Origin of the sequence: Streptomyces sp. GbtcB6 (assembly GCF_019091475.1) — a bacterium.
GTDB lineage: Bacteria > Actinomycetota > Actinomycetes > Streptomycetales > Streptomycetaceae > Streptomyces > Streptomyces hyaluromycini.
On sequence record NZ_JAGXJL010000103.1, the window covers coordinates 1 to 15199 of the forward strand.

The following is a 15199-nucleotide window of genomic DNA, read 5'->3' on the forward strand; positions in this document are numbered from 1 at the left end:
TGACGGGCTGTCAGCCCGGTACGCTCGAAACTACGCCTCTGACCAGCGGAAACATTGAAGTCCCACTGCAGTACTAGCTGTGGCCAAGTCGGCGATGCGGCAGCCGGAACACCTCACCGTCGAGGCACCGACGTGTCGGCTGCGTTCCCCTCCCGCTCCGGCCCGACTCTGCTGGACGTCCTCGTCCGGCCTACCCCTCACACATTCAGGTGAGAGAACGGAATCGACGCCCAAGATAATTTCGGGTTGTCCGGTGCCGATTGGCTCGGTACGACGCCGTCTATGACGAGAGGCAAGACCAGATGACCAAGAGTGACGAATCGTTCATGACCGTCGAAGAGGCCCGCAGGATCTCTGCCCCGCTCTACGAGGCCCTGAACAAACCGAGCGAGAAGAACGTGTCGGAACTTCTGGCCCAGGCGTGCAACGACGACTATCACTCGTATCACACAAACCAGGAATTCCTGACGCGTGACCAGTTGGCCGACGTGTTCAAGTCCATGGGAGAGACCGTGCCCGATCTGGCATGGGAGGTGGTCGACATCCATGTGGTCGACGACACGATGATTGTGCGTGGAGAAGCGACGGGGACGCCGGTCAAGGAATTCTGGGGCGCCGCTCCGACCGGTAAGTCCTTCAGGACGATGGCGATTGACGTGTTCACCGTCCGCGACGGAAGGCTGGCCAAGGGCTACCACATCGAGAACTGGGCGACGGCGCTCCAACAGCTCAACGCCTGACAGGAGGTTGTGATCACCACATGGCTTGCGGCCCTGCCTCACGGGCAGGTACGAGAGAGATCTGGTAGCAGTCAATAGTCGCGGTCTGTCTCGGCCAGCTAGCCGACCGAACGGGTCGTCATCGCCGGTGCCGGCTTCTCGTCCAGCGCCCCGGTGTACTTCGGCAGCCGGCGCGCAACCGGTGTCCAGCGGATCTCTTCCGGCTTCCTGTCGAGTGCGGAATCAAGCGCCTGACGCCGAACCGGGCGGTGGCCTGCCGTTTCGAGGCCACCGTCCTCGTTGCCGCGATCAACGAATGGCTGTGACCAGCCAATGGTCGTCGACCGGACCAGCCGGAGCTGGTGCTCACCTCTGTGATACCTCGTAAGCCTCGCGGATGGACGCAGGGATACGCCCACGATCGTTTACGAGATACCCGTTGGTGCGCGCCCAGAGGCGTATCGGCTCGTCTTCCGGACGGGGATCGAGGATACGGCGTCTGGCCGACTCGCCAGGGCCTCTCCAGTCTCCCGAGGACACCCCTTCCAGCCGGTCCGCCGTCTCTTGGAAGAACGCGAACAACGAGGCGTATACGCCCTCCTCGGGACCGGATGCCTCGTCCCAGGTTCCGATGGTTCCGCTGAGCGTGTCCAAGAACGTCCCGTAGAGACCGTCGGACTCCGCGGCAATGGGCACCCACTCACGACGCCAGAACGGATGGTCGGGGTCTGCCGACGGCTGCATCTCCGCCAAGCCGACCCGGCTGAGGTAGACCCGCTGAATATCCGTCAGCCCAAGAAGGAGATGGCCGCCGGGGACGGCTATCTCGCACCCCAGCGCCACCAGACACGAGTGGGCATCGGGTTCCCTGCCGGCATCGATGTCGTTCGCCAGCAGCCACTGCCGCATCTCCCCTGGCAGCTTCAGGCCCATGTGCAGTTCGGCTTCGCCAATGGCCGCATGGCTCCCCGGGCCGCCGAGTGCGGCGAGGGCTTCAGGGTCGTTCCGTTCAAGCCACGCGGTTACCCGGCCCCACGCCTCTCGTACGTCTCCTGCCTCGTGCATCGGAGTTTCGCTCATGTGTGATCTCCACCCCGCAAGGATGCGCACATACCTGGAGCAGGCCCGCCCATATCACCGGCCCGCAGAGAGCGTTGCCCGGTCTCCCGGACTGTGCAGCTGTCCTCTTGGCGAGGCGACGACCGCTGATGATCCATGGGAGAACCGTATGCGGGACCACTGACAGTGGCTGATGCGGAATGCGTTTCTGCAGACCAAACGCTCCCCAAGGGCCGTCCCGCAATGATCACACCCGGTTTGGGCAAGCGGGCGGACCCGAGGAAGATGCCTGCGACTTCCTGGTTGACCGGTCCATCAGAGAGAGGCCGATGACGGCGATGAGCGCGAAGGTCGCAGGTATGAGGAAGACGTGGGGCAGACCGACCACCGCGACTCCCAGTCCTCCGACGGATCCTCCCAGCGCGGAGCTGAGTGCGGTGGAGCTCATGAAGATCGCGGAAGCGGTGGCCACGGCGCTGGGGAGAAGGCGCTGGGCCATAATGATCCCCAGCGCCGCGAAGACTCCCCACACCCCGCCCATGAGGATCTGCCCGGCGAAGAGTCCGGGCGTGCTGCCGGTGGTGGCGAAGCAGATGTTGGCGGCGACGCCGAAGCCGGCCGCGACGACCATGAGCCGCATCATCCCGATCCTTCGGGCGGCCAGGACAGCCAATGGCATCAGCACCAGTTCCACCAGCGGCTGGATGCCGATGATCGCGCCTTCGATCCCGGACGGGAAGTGCAGACGCTCGATCATGTAGATCGGCAGATACGCGTATTTGATCGGCTCGCCGGCGTAGACGAACACGTACAGCGCCGTGAACAGCAGCAGCGGCCGCATCGTCCGCACCTTCGTCCGAAGCGGGGCATCCGGCTGCACCACTTTCGGTGACGGGCTCGCGGGCGCCGCTGTCGACGGTGTCCGGAGCACGCCCAGCGGGACGAGCTGCATCAGAGTGCACAGTGCGGTGGCGGCCAGCATGGGTCGCAGTCCGAAGCGGGCCGAGAGGACGGCTCCGGCGGACGGTCCGACGATCCAGCCGGCGGTCAGTGCCATCCGCACGATGGAGACCACCCCGTCGCCGGCCGCGCTGGGGTGGACACCCAGTTCGTCGTGGATGGCGGCGAAGATCTGGGATGCGGCGCCACCGGCGAAGCCGAGGACGACGGCGCTGATGACGAAGGGCATCCACAGCTGCGTCGCGCAGGCGATGCCCGCCCAGCCCAGGAAGCCCGCGACAACGCACGCGCGAAACAGCCCCAGTCGTCCTCCGGTGCGGTCCGACCGCGCACCCACCAGGTAGCCGGCCACCGGCGCGGTCAGGCTGGTGAGGTAGAACAGGCCGGCGGTGGTCAGCGAGCCGCCCAGCTCCTTGGTCAGGAACAGCGCGATCTGCGGCGCGGCCGCGGACTGCCCAAGTCCCGCCAGGAACAGGGCGATTGTCGCGCCGCGGTACAGGGGCGAGGCCAGGACCAGTCGGAGTGCGGTGTCCTCTGCCGTCGTCTCCCTCGCCACCGCCCCCGGGACCACGTCTGCGATGGAACCCGGCTGCTGCCCGATGTCGTCATGGTGGCTCATGTGCCGGCCGAAGTCCTCCCTGCGGGCGTTCCGGCGCCCGCCTCGTCCAGGAATGTGCGGCGAACCCGTCGCCACTCCAGCCATGCATGGCGGTCGCTGCCGCTGAGGTAGCTGTTGCCGGTGTCGAGGTGGACGGTCGGCGCCGGCTGTCAATGAGCTTCGTGGGCCGGCCGAGCCGCTAGGGAGCGGCGGCTCGGGAGTGGCGGCTCGGGAGTGGCGGTGTACTCGCCATGGGTCTCGCTCGCGACGGCGATGCCGTGCGGTTCCGCGACCAGTTCCTCGTCAGACTGTCTTGACGACCGTACTCGTGCCCTCGAGCGCGGCGACTTCTTCGGCGGGCGCCGTGGAATCGGTGACGAGGGTGTGCAGGAGCGCGGAAGGGCCGACGTAGGCGTAGGCGGTGCGGCCGAGTTTGCTGCCGTCCGCAGCGCCGATGATGCGGCGTGCGGAGGCGATGCCCGCCTTCTTCACCACCGCGTCGTCGAGGTCGTAGGCGGTCAGGCCCTCGGCTGCGCTCACGCCGCAACAGCCGATGACCGCGGTGTCGAAGCGCAGCGCCGACAGGGAGGCGAGCGTGAGAGGGCCGGTGAGGGCCCCCTCGGCGGCGCGGGGCCGCCCGCCGGGCACCATCAGCGTGGTCGGGCCCGGGGTCTCGCCGAACAGGTGGATGGCCTGCAGCGACAGGGGCATCACCGTGACCGGCCGTTGACGCAGGAGGCGGGCCACCTCCAGGCAGGTGGTGCCGCTGTCCAGGAGGACGGTCTCGCCGTCGGTGATGAGCGAGGACACCTCGGCCGCGATCCGGCGCTTGGCTTCCACGGCCTCGCGGGCGCGCAGCGCGAAGGGCGGCTCCTCGCCCCTGAGCAGCAGGGTGCGCGCTCCGCCCCGGATGCGTTCGAGAACGCCTTGCGCGGCCAGCGTGTCGAGGTCACGCCGGATGGTCATCTCCGAAGCGCCGGTCAGCTCGGCGAGGTCCTGGACCGTGGCGCTGCCCGACTCCCTGAGGGTCTGCGCGATCAGCCCGTGCCGGTCTGTGTTGGTCATACCGCGATTGAACACCACGAGAAATGAACATTCAATGCGTTCACTGCACCGACTTTCGAACATGGAAAATGTTCGTTACGGTGATTGGCATGGATCGTTCCCTTCGAGCCGCCCGTGCGGCGACCTTCGTCTACTTCATCCTCTGCGGCACCCTGATGGGCACCTGGGTGGTGCACATCCCCGCCGTCGAGGAGCGAGTGGGCATCAGCCACGCGACGCTGGGGGGCCTGCTCGTGCTGCTGGGGCTCGGCGCCTTCATCGGTATGCAGGTGGCCGGGCGGCTGGCCGACCGCCTCGGAGCGCGAGTGGTGGTCCCTGTCACCGGCGTTCTGTGCAGCGCGACCCTGGTGCTGCCCGGCCTGGCCCGTGATCCCTGGACGCTGGCAGGCGCCCTGCTGGTCTTCGGCTTCGCCAACGGCTGCCTGGACGTGAGCATGAACGCCCACGCCGTGCACGTGGAGAAGGCGTACAGCCGGCCCGTCATGTCGGCCTTCCACGCCATGTTCTCCGTCGGCGGCGTCATCGCCGCGATCGTCGCAGCAGGTGCCGCGAGCACCCGCATGAGCCCGGCCACGGCCATGGGCATCCTGGGAGCCGCAGGCGTCGTGACCGCGCTGGCGTCGGCACGCGCTCTGCTGCCGGCCACGCCGCCACCCGCCGCCACCAGCTCCGCAGGGGAGGAACAGGCACCGGCCGCGAAGCCACGCAGCACTCCCGGGCGCATCGGGATCCTCGCCTGCCTTGCCCTCATCGTCATGCTGTGCGAGGGAGCCGCGAACGACTGGAGCGCCCTGCACCTGAAGGACGTCCTCGGCGCACCCGCGAGCACCGCCGCCTTCGCGTACGGCACCTACGCGGCGGCGATGACCATCGGCCGGCTGCTCGCCGACCGTCTCGTGGCCCGGTTCGGGTCCATGGCCATACTCCGCTACGGCTCGGCGACGGCCGCCGTCGGCATCACGATCGTGGCTTTCTCCCCCTGGGTATGGTCCGCGTTCGCCGGGTGGGCGCTGTTCGGCCTGGGGCTGTCCGGCTGTGTCCCCCAGTTGTTCAGCGCGGCCGGGCACTCCGACCCCGCCGCTGCCGGCGCCAACGTGTCCCGGGTCGCCGGCCTCGGCTACGTCGGCATGCTCGCCGGCCCGGCCGTCATCGGCTGGGCGACCCATCTCGTGGCACTGAACCACGCCTTCGTACTGCTGACCCTGCTGTGTGCGATCACCGCTGCGGCCTCGGGAGTCCTGCGCACCGAGTCCGATCGCACGCCCGAGTTGGCACCCAGCAACCGCTGACCGCCTGTGCGGCACGGCCCCTGACACCGTGCCGCACAGGCCTCCCCGCGGTCCCGCCATGACCTGGGCGGCAGCGGCCGGCTCTGACGGCTCTAGGTGTGACCGCCGTCACCGGGCCCGGTCAGGGTGATGTCGTCGGCGTAGTAGCTGCCCTGTGCGTACCAGCCGTGCACGTAGATCGTCGCGCTGGTCTGGGAGGTGCCGGTGGTGAAGGAGACGGTCAGTGGGCTGTATCCGGAGGGGGAAGTGGTCCAGGTGGAAGCTCCGCTGTTGACGCCCAGGTAGACGTTGGAGCCGCGGACCCAGCCGCTGAGTGCGTAGGTGGTGTTCGGCCGTACGGCGACGGTCTGGTTGCACTGCGCGGTGTCGCTCGAACTCACCGTCCCCTGGAGGGCCTTGGAGCCCGAGTGGACAGGGGAGGAGACGATCGAGCCCGGGTTGCCGGCGCAGCTCCACGGCGAGAGGCCGCCCGACTCGAAGCCCGGGTTGGCCAGGACGGCCCCGACCCCGCCCGCGCCCGGGGCCGGGGCCGCCGATGTCGGGGCGGCCGTTGTCGGGGCGGCCGACGCGCTTGCCGAGGGAGCGGTCGGGGTGGCCTCGGTAGGGCTGGGGATCAGGAGAGAGCAGCCGAAGCCGACCACGGCCGCCGCGACGACCGCCATCGAAACGGCCGCCCGGCGCTGGCCGGGTCCCAGTCGCGGGCGGTCCGCGGTGCGCGACGGGCGGGTGCCGCCGCCGAGGACGGAGAGTTCCTCCGTCTTGTCGCCGGGGACAGGCGGGAGTTCCTCCGTCTCGCCGTCGGTCAGGGTGCGAGGGACGGGTGCGGCCACGGGTGCATGGCCGCGGTAGTCCTCGTCCTGGCGTATGTCGTCGAGCAGTTGGGCCAGCGCGTCGGTGTTGCGCATGCGAAGCACGCGGATGGGCTCCAGCGCGGTGCGGTCGTCCGGTGCGTCGGACGCGGGCGGTGCGGGCACGGTGCTCTCCTTCCGTCCCATGGCGGAGACCGGGGGTGTCCCTGCCGAATTCATACGCAGCGCCCGCTCCGGAGGTTCACCCGGCGCAGCACTCCTGCGGCCGGTGGCGAGCGGGAGATCAGTGTTCGAAAGGCAGGTGCCTACGGTGTGATCGTGACGGGGCCGTAGTCCGAGAGGTTGGTGAGGTTCATCTGGGCGAGCGTGGTCGCGGCGGTGGTGCTCCCCGGCATCACGATGTTGCTCAGGGTGACCCCGGTGATGGGTGCACCGGGCCGGCCGTTGATGCGCGCTGCCGTGGTGCCGGCGTTGCGGACCTTGACGTTGGAGATGGTGACGCCCGTGACCGGGCCGACGCCCTGGGTGTCGCCGGTCATCAGGGCGAGCCATGTCCTGTTGTCGTCGTTGGTGAAGTCCAGCCGCTCGATGTCGATGTCGTCGAAGCGGATGTTCGTGGCACTCGACGCTCCGTACTTGTGATGGACGCCGATGCCCACGGCGGCGTCGTAGACGACGACGTGCCGGAACGTGACGCCGTCCTGCGACTGGATGACGCCCTGGCCCACCTTGACCCCGTAGCAGTAGGTCCAGGAGACCAGGTCGTCGAAGGTGACGTTCTTCAGCGGGCGTGCGGTACCGGGGACGGACTTGTAGATGTCGGCGACGTCGCCCCAGGTCTTGGTGGAGAACGGGTCGTCGAGCGCGATGCCGATCGCGTGGGTGACGGTGACGTTCGTGGACTCGGTGACGTCGATCCCGTCGTTCTCGCCCATGTCGAACCTGTTGAAGAGCTTGATGTTGCGGAGTGTCAGGTTCGAGGACCGCAACGGGATGACCGCCCAGCTGCTCGACTCCCGGAACGTGATGCCGTCGACCGTGAGTCCGTCGGTGTAGATGGGCATGAGGAGGTTGACGCCCAGGTTGCCGGGCTTGAGCGAGGCCGCTCCGTTGCCGTCGATGATCCCCCGGCCGTAGATCTTGATGTTCGACGACGAGTAGCGGGTGGAGATGAACCAGGTGAGGTCGCGCCCCTGGGAGTCCTTGTGCCCGTCCACCACGTAGTGGTCGGGCTCCCCGGTGTAGCGGAGCACCGCACCGGGGGCGAGGTAGAGGGCGAGGTTGCTCCGCAGGTACAGGTTGCCCAGCGTGTAGACACCGGCGGGCACGTAGACGATGCCCTGCCCGCCGTTGGCGGAGCCCCACGCGGCGGCGTCGTTCAGTGCGGTCTGGAAGGCCGTGGTGGTGTACGCGCCGGTGTTCGGCTGCACGTCGTACGGGGCGCTCCGCACGTTGAAGATGCCGGTGCCGGTGGACGACGGGCGGTCGGACTCCTGCGGGTCGGCCGCGATCACCAGGTTGGGGCGGCCGTCCAGTTTCACGATCAGGTAGTCGTCGTGCTGCACGGTGAAGGTCAGGGTCGAGCCGCTGACCGACCCGCTGAGGTTCAGCTTCTGCGGACTGATGCTGTACGAGCCGATGCCGGTGTTGTTGGTCTTGGTCACCGCCATGGTGGCGGTGCCGGTACCGAGGGCGAACTGGGCGATGTCGTACCCCGGGTACTTGGTGACGGGTACGGACGTTCCGTTGACGGTGAGCGTGTAGTCCGCCGACGCCGGGTAGATCGACGCGACGGGGTACACGGCCACGCCCGCCGCCGCGGCCTGGGCGGGACGGGGAAGTCCCACCAGGGCCGCGACGGCCAGCAGCAGAGCGGTCAGGCCGAGAGCGGGGCCGCGGGTGCTGTGAAGCCAGCGGAGGTTCACGGCCGTCAGCTCCTCGTCCACACCTGGTTGGTACCGCCGTTGCAGGTCCACAGCTGTAGTTGGGTGCCGTTGGCGGTGCCGCCGTCGATCGCGTCCAGGCAGGTGCCGGAGGCGAGGTTGACGATCGTGCCGTCGGAGCGGACCCGCCACTTCTGGCCGTAGGTGCCGTCGCAGTCGTGGATCTGTACGGCGGTGCCGTTGGCGGTGGCTCCGCCGGCCGCCTCCAGGCAGCGGTTGGCGAAGACGGTCAGTTCACCGCTCACCGTGGAGAACCAGGTCTGGTTGGTGCCGCTGTTGCAGTCCCACAGCGCCGGACGGGTGCCGTTGGCCTGGTTGCCGCCGGGCAGGTCCAGGCATCGGCCGGACTGCTTCTCCTGGTAGGCGCCGGTGGTGTTGGCGCGGTACCAGGTCTGGTTGGTGCCGCCGTTGCAGGTCCAGATCTGCAGCAGGGTGCCGGTGGTGGTGCCGCCCCCGGTGGCGTCCAGGCACTTGCCCGAGCTGGGGTTGACCACCGTACCGTCGCCGCTGACGGTCCACTGCTGGGCCGCCGAGCTGTTGCAGTCGTAGATCTGCACCGCCGTACCGTCGGCCGTCGCGCCGCCCTTGACGTCCAGGCACTTCGCACCGCCGTAGACCGTCAACTGCCCGGTCGAGGAGGCGGTCCAGGTCTGGTTCGCATCGCCGTGGCAGTCCCACAGGGCGATCTGGGTGCCGTTGGTCTGGCTCGCCCCGGGCACGTCCGCGCACAGGCCGGACTGGCTGCCCTTCAGCGCGCCGGCCTGGCCTCGGGTGGAGCAGGTCGACATGCCGGACGTGTAGGGGCACAGTGCCGTCACGAAGCCGCCGTTGGCGGCCTCCGGTACCGACAGGGTGTCGGAGCCGGTGACGACGCGGGTCTCGTGGGTCAGGCCGCCGGTGCCGTCGCGGACCGTCTCGGCCAGCCACTGTCCGGCGCCGAGGAAGGACAGCGGGGTCTGGAAGGTCTTGGCGGACAGGGCAGAGATGCCGCCGACGAACCAGCGCCCGCCGGCGCGACGGGCCAGGTACGTCTCCTTTCCGGGGCTGCCGCCGAGCAGGCGCGTCTCGTCCCAGGCGGTGGGGAGCTGGTCGAGGATGCGGAGCGCCTCGGGGTGTGCCTCGTAGCTCTCGGGGCTGTCGGCGAAGTGCTGCCAGCCGGACTCGAACACGACGGAGGTGGCCAGTTCGTGGGCGTCGGTGGTGTCACGGCCGGTCATGCTGAACACCACCGGGGTGAAGTCCATGCTGGAGATCACGTTCCGGGTGTAGGGCAGGATGGTGTCGAAGGCGGCGCGGTTGTGGAACTGTTCCGAGCCGTACACCGCCTCGGCGGCGACCACGTGGGGCCAGGTGCGCTGCATACCCCGGGGCATGGCGGTGCCGTGGAAGTTGACCATCAGCTTCAGGTCCGCGGTCTGCGCGAGGACGGCGTCGTACCACTGCAGGGTCGCCTGGCTGTACTCGTCGATGAAGTCGATCTTCACCCCGGCCACTCCCCAGTTCTTGACCTGTGGCAGCCACTGGGCGCGCTGTGCCGCGGTGCGCAGATCGGAGGAGTTGAACCAGAGGATGACCTGGACGCCTCTGGCCTTGGCGTACGACACGATGTCCGGTACCCAGGAGGACGACCAGCCCTCGTCGATCAGGACGTAACTCCAGCCGTGGCGCTGGGCGAAGTCGATGTACTGCTTCTGCCGGGCCTCGCTGGACGGGCTGCCGTGTTCGCTCAGCCAGGACCAGGCGACGGCGCCGGGCTTGATCCAGGAGGTGTCGGTGACCTTGGAGGGCGTGGCCAGGTCGTCGACGATCGTGGACCGGGTGACGCTCGCCAGGTCGCCGATGGCCGCGGTGCGCCACGGCGTCGACAGCGGCAGCGTGGTGGTGATCCCGCTGGCCAACTGGGCGGTGTAGGTGGCGGATCCGGACGTGTGGGAGAGGTAGGAGGCGGCGTACCGGCCGTCGAGGTCCGTCTCGGCCACCAGCGCGTAGGTGTCGCCGACCTGGAACAGCGCGGGCAGGTGGTAGGTGTTGGTCGGAGCGGCGGCCGCGGTGGTGGCGAACCACTGGCCCTGGTCCTCGTTGTCGGGCGGCACGAGCCATGCGTCGGCGGAGGCCGGGACCGTCCACGACGACGCCTCACCGGTCACGGTCACCGAGCCGCTGCCCGGCAGCACGTAGCGGTAGGCCACACCGGTGTCCGAGGCACGGACCACGACGTCGAGCCGGGCCCCGCCGGTGCCCGAGAAGGACAGGGTGGTCTCGGTATAGGCGGTCTGCCGGGTGCGCTGCTTGCCCGTGGTCATCGAGTACGACTCGGTGACCGTCCGGTCGCTGCGCTGCAGGAACGTCAGGTTCTTCGTCAGGTCGGCGGTGCTGGTCCGGATGCCTATCGGGGACGGTGACAGCACGGTCTGGCCGTGGCTGGAGGCGGCGAAGGTGAGGGTGCCGTCGTCCAGCGTGACCTGTGCGGCGGTCGGGGAGCCCGCGGACGGGCCGGTGACGGTCCAGCCGGTGGCCGCGGCCGCGGCGTGCGCCGGCACGACCAGGAGGGCCAGGGGCAACAGCAGTGCCGTCAGGCAGCGTTGCAGCAGGCGTCTGAGCGGGGTGGTGGGCATGGGCGTCCTTCATCGAGGTGGGTGGTGACGTGGGGGGTGCGCCGGGCAGCACGGTGCCGCCGAAGTGGTGAGCGGGCGACGCCGGGAGGAGGCCCGCCGGGCCGTGAGCACGTGTGGGGCGGCTACGGCCCGGCGGGAGCAGGGGAGGCTAGGTCAGCCGCCAGATCTGGTTGGCGCCGCCGGTGCAGGTCCAGATCTCCAGCGCCGTGCTGTTGGCCGTGCCGTGTCCGACCGCGTCCAGGCACTTGCCGGATCCGACGTTGACCACGGTGCCGTCGGAACGCACCCGCCACTGCTGGGCGGTGCCGCCGTTGCAGTCCCAGATCTCCACCGCGCTGCCGTCCGCGGTGGCACCGCCGGTGACCTCCAGGCACTTGGAGTCGTAGACGGTCAGCTGGTTACCGGTGGTGGAGGTCCAGGTCTGGTTGGTGCCGCCGTTGCAGTCCCACAGGGCGGGCTGCGCGCCGTTGGTCTGGCTGAAGCCGGGGACGTCGACGCAGCGGCCCGACTCCTGGCCCTTGACGGCCCCCGACACCGCGCCGCGGATCCAGTTCTGGTTCGTGCCGCCGGTGCAGGTCCAGATCTCCAGCGGGGTGCCGGGGGTTCTGCCGCCCGCGGTGGCGTCCAGGCACTTGCCCGAGCTGGGGTTGACCACCGTACCGTCGCTGTTGACGGTCCACTGCTGGGCCGTCGAACTGTTGCAGTCGTAGATCTGCACCGCCGTACCGTCGGCGGTGGCGCCGCCGTTGACGTCCAGGCACTTCGCGCCGCCGTAGACGGTGAGTCGGCCGGAAGGCGTCAGGGTCCAGGACTGGTTGGCGCCGCCGGTGCAGTCCCACAGCGCGATCTGTGTGCCGTTGGTCTGGCTCGCCCCGGGTACGTCCGCGCACAGTCCGGACTGGCGGCCCTTGAGGACGCCGCCGTGGTTGCCCGGGGGGTTGGCGGTGACGGAGAGGTTGTCGAACTGGTCGGTGCGGTAGCCGACCACCCCGATGCCGACCTGGCCCGCGGTGAAGGAGTCGTCGGTCGCCGTGCCGAGGGTGGCGCCGTCCGCGGTGGCGGTGATCAGGTCACCGGAGAAGCCGAGGGCCAGGGTGTGCCACGAGTTGGTGCCCAGTGCTGTCCGGTTGCCGGAGGCCAGCGTGGTCAGGTTGCCGGCCGCCGAGCTTTTGACGATGGACCAGGCGCCGGTGTCGCTCACCCTCAGCCGGTACGCGGCCTGGTGGCTCTGCGGACGGTTCTGGGTGTTGGCCCGGCCGAGGAGTTCGACGGTGCCGGCCTGCTGCAGGTCGACGTCGGCCTTGACGGTGTAGTCGCTCCACGTCGGGTCGCCGACAAGCGAGAAGGGGTCGGAGTCGTCCTGCCATTCGATCGGCTTGACCGGGGTCACCTGCTGCACGCACTGCCCCGTCCGGCCGTCGGCGCACGGGCGCGCCTCGAACGAGCCCTGCATGTCGGAGAGATAGGTCGCCTCGGTGCCCGTCGCGTCGCTGTCGAACGTGTCGCCGTAGGGCAGCGCGAGGGCGTGGGCGGCGGGCGCGGTGGCGGTGCCCCTGCCCTGGCCGGTGGTCGTGGTGACGCTGTAGATCCAGCCGGGTTGCAGCGTCAGCGAGTAGGAGCCCCCGGCCGGGGTGATGTCCTGGGTGTGCACGAAGTCCGTGGCCGGGCTCGGGCTGTTCACCCGGGTCGCCCACACGTGCACCGTGCCGGTGGACAGGCCGCCCTTAACCTGGACGTCGACGGTCTGCGCCGAGCCGGCGGTGGTGGTCTCCAGCACCGTGGAGTAGTCGGAGCCGTTCGGCGACTTCAGCGTCACATAGGTGCCGTTGGACTCGGCTCCGCCGAGGTAGCCCGACGCGGAGTCGACGAACGCCCAGCCCGGCCGGGCGAACTGGGTGACCTGGGCGGTCGCCCAGGTGTTCTCGCCGATCGCGTAGTTGCCGGACCACGGCGAGTTCGCGGTGGCCAGGCCGACCGTGCCGAACGGGAGGTTGGGGTAGAGGGCCGCGACCAGCGGCCAGTTGAGGTACGCGGTCATCCTCGCGTCCACGTATCCGCGCACGATCGAGCGGATCAGCGCCGGCGCCCCGGCGTCCATGTCCAGGGAGCCGTTCTCGGAGGCCCACAGGGGCTTGCCGTTGTTCTTCGCCGTGGTGGTGCTGGAGCAGGAGTCGGCGCTGCCGCCGTCGCCGCCCGCGCAGGGGTAGTGGGCGCCGATGACCGAAACGGCGTTGTCGAACGCCGTGTTGCTCGCCATGTCGTCGGCGACGCTCCAGCCCGAGTCGTCGGCGACGATCTGGACGGCGCCGTATCCCGCGTTGTCGAGCGCGGACCGCAACCGGACGTACCAGTCGGCGTCATGGCCCTTCTCGTTCCAGCCGCCGAGGTAGCCGACGGTGAGCCCGTGCTGTCTGGCACAGCCCAGCCAGGAAATCAGGTAGTTGATGGTGTCGGTGGACCAGAACCCGCCGCTGATCCAGCCCGGGGCCGCCCAGGCCAGTCCGTAGAACTTGATGTCCGGGTTACGGGCCTTTGCCTGCTCGGCGAGCCAGAACTCGTAGCCGGCGTCGCAGTTGATCTGTCCCTTGGTGTGCTCGATGGACGGTTCCGAGCCGTCCGTGGAGTTGGCGTCCCCGCCGATCTCCAGCTTCAGCAGCTGCAGGTTCGCGCCGTAGCCCGGCTTGAACAGGTAGTCGAGGATCTGCGACCGCTGGGCGGCCGGATAGTCCCGCAGCAGCCGGGAGTTGCCCCCGCCGCCGCTGATCGCGCCGATCCCGTCGAACGTCCGGCCGCTCTGACCGCCGTCCACCGTGATCGTCGTGGCCGTCGCCGCGCGGGCCGGCGGCACACCGGCCACGAGAAGGGCGGCCACCAGAGCCGTGAGCCACAGGGGCAGGAGGCGTTTCAGGGTTCGCTGCACAGTGTCGTCCTTCTCCAGTGGGGGGTGAGGACTGCTCTTGAGAGCGCTCTCAGGTGAGCGCGCAACGTCGAACCGTGCGTGGAGGTTTGGGCGCCAGTGTGGAGTCCTGTTGAATTACCGTCAAGGTCTATACCAGAGAACCCGTTTGAATCAGACGGAATGCGTCGGTCCTGCCAGGTCGCGAGCGCTCACGCACGGTCACACGGTCCCACGCCTTGACGGGTGCATGATCGATAGCCAACACTGCCAAACACGGCCGCGGCCAGGTGTGGAGCCGCTTCTCCAGCACAGCGCTCACCGTGGACACCCAGGGCCGCTGTACAACTCCGGCGGCGACGCGCGGTGCGGCTCACTTGGTGGCGTGGTCCGGCAGGGTGACGCTGACCGTCTTGAGCTGGGTGTACTCGTAGAGGGCCTCGATGCCCTTTTCCCGGCCGATGCCGCTCATCTTGTAGCCGCCGAACGGTGTCTCGACACCCATGACGCCGCCGTTGACAGCGACCTGGCCGGCCTCGACGCGATGGGCCAGGGCCATCCCTCGGGCGGTGTCCCCGCACCACACGGCGCCGGCCAGGCCGTACTCGGTGGCGTTGGCGAGGGCGACGGCCTCGTCCTCGGTGTCGAACGGCATGGCGACCAGCACCGGCCCGAAGATCTCCTCTCGTGCCACCTGCATGTCGGGCTTGACGTCGGTGAGCACAGTCGGCTGGATGTAGAGCCCCTGCTCGGGCGCCCCGTCCTCGCACTTGTGCCCGCCGACGGCGGCGTGGGCGCCCTCCTGCCGTGCGGTGGCAAGCATCCCGAGCACCTTGTCGGACTGCGGAGGAGTGACGATCGGGCCGAAGTCCTCGCCGGGCCGCTTGTCGTTCAGGATCGCGCCGATGCGACGTACCAGCTCGTCCTGCACGCTGCGCTCGACCAGCAGCCGGGTGGTCGCGGAGCAGACCTGTCCGGAGTTGATCAGGACGGACATCGCCGCTGCCCTCGCGGCAGCGTCGAGGTCGGCGACGGCGAAGACCAGAATCGGGCTCTTGCCGCCCAGCTCTAGGGCGAGCGGTATGACGCGCTCGGCGGCGATCCGACCGATGGCCTGGCCTGTGGCGACCGAGCCGGTGAAGCCGACCCGGCGGACGAGGGGGTGTGAGACCAGCGGGACGCCGACGGTGGGGCCGAGTCCGGTGACGACGTTGAGGACGCCGGCGGCGGCCAGCGGGGTGAGGAT

General features: G+C 69.2%; 9 protein-coding genes and 1 pseudogene. 2 read left to right on the forward strand and 8 right to left on the reverse strand.

Going from position 1 to position 15199, the window contains the following annotated elements; translation table 11 throughout:
- Positions 1–326 precede the first annotated feature (326 nt).
- Positions 327–740 carry an ester cyclase gene (locus KVT45_RS53240; protein WP_217562051.1) on the forward strand — a complete coding sequence of 138 codons (414 nt, stop codon included), beginning with the start codon at positions 327–329 and terminating at the stop codon, positions 738–740.
- Positions 741–1085: 345 nt separating this feature from the next.
- On the opposite strand, the gene KVT45_RS58310 is transcribed toward KVT45_RS53240, so the two are convergent.
- The 3 genes from KVT45_RS58310 to KVT45_RS53255 form a co-directional block, all read right to left on the reverse strand.
- Positions 1086–1799 carry a histone-like nucleoid-structuring protein Lsr2 gene (locus KVT45_RS58310; protein WP_308311156.1) on the reverse strand — a complete coding sequence of 238 codons (714 nt, stop codon included), beginning with the start codon at positions 1797–1799 and terminating at the stop codon, positions 1086–1088.
- Between the two features lie 226 nt (positions 1800–2025).
- Complete coding sequence (locus KVT45_RS53250; protein WP_217562053.1) at positions 2026–3357, reverse strand: MFS transporter; 1332 nt, start codon at positions 3355–3357, stop codon at positions 2026–2028.
- Positions 3358–3639: 282 nt separating this feature from the next.
- Positions 3640–4401, reverse strand: a complete 762-nt coding sequence (locus KVT45_RS53255) for a DeoR/GlpR family DNA-binding transcription regulator (protein WP_217562055.1) — start codon at positions 4399–4401, stop codon at positions 3640–3642.
- 89 nt (positions 4402–4490) lie between these two features.
- Here KVT45_RS53255 and KVT45_RS53260 point away from each other — a divergent pair, with 89 nt between their 5' ends.
- Positions 4491–5690 carry an MFS transporter gene (locus tag KVT45_RS53260; RefSeq protein WP_254648679.1) on the forward strand — a complete coding sequence of 400 codons (1200 nt, stop codon included), beginning with the start codon at positions 4491–4493 and terminating at the stop codon, positions 5688–5690.
- A 101-nt stretch (positions 5691–5791) separates the two neighbouring features.
- On the opposite strand, the pseudogene KVT45_RS57425 reads toward KVT45_RS53260, so the two are convergent.
- The 5 genes and pseudogenes from KVT45_RS57425 to KVT45_RS53290 form a co-directional block, all read right to left on the reverse strand.
- Positions 5792–6187: pseudogene (locus tag KVT45_RS57425) on the reverse strand (carbohydrate binding domain-containing protein); the annotation flags it as partial.
- A gap of 617 nt (positions 6188–6804) precedes the next feature.
- Entirely contained in the window at positions 6805–8445 is a 1641-nt protein-coding gene (locus KVT45_RS53270) for a glycosyl hydrolase family 28 protein (protein ID WP_217562061.1), read from the reverse strand.
- Complete coding sequence (locus KVT45_RS53280; protein ID WP_254648680.1) at positions 8430–11057, reverse strand: glycoside hydrolase family 97 catalytic domain-containing protein; 2628 nt, start codon at positions 11055–11057, stop codon at positions 8430–8432. The genes KVT45_RS53270 and KVT45_RS53280 overlap by 16 nt, the downstream gene beginning before the upstream one ends.
- Before the next feature lie 148 nt (positions 11058–11205).
- Positions 11206–13977 (reverse strand): ricin-type beta-trefoil lectin domain protein, encoded by a 2772-nt coding sequence (locus tag KVT45_RS53285; RefSeq protein WP_217562063.1) that lies wholly within the window; start codon positions 13975–13977, stop codon positions 11206–11208.
- 349 nt (positions 13978–14326) lie between these two features.
- Positions 14327–15199, reverse strand: an 873-nt coding sequence (locus KVT45_RS53290; RefSeq protein ID WP_217562065.1) for an aldehyde dehydrogenase, incomplete at its 5' end; no start/stop codon positions are given.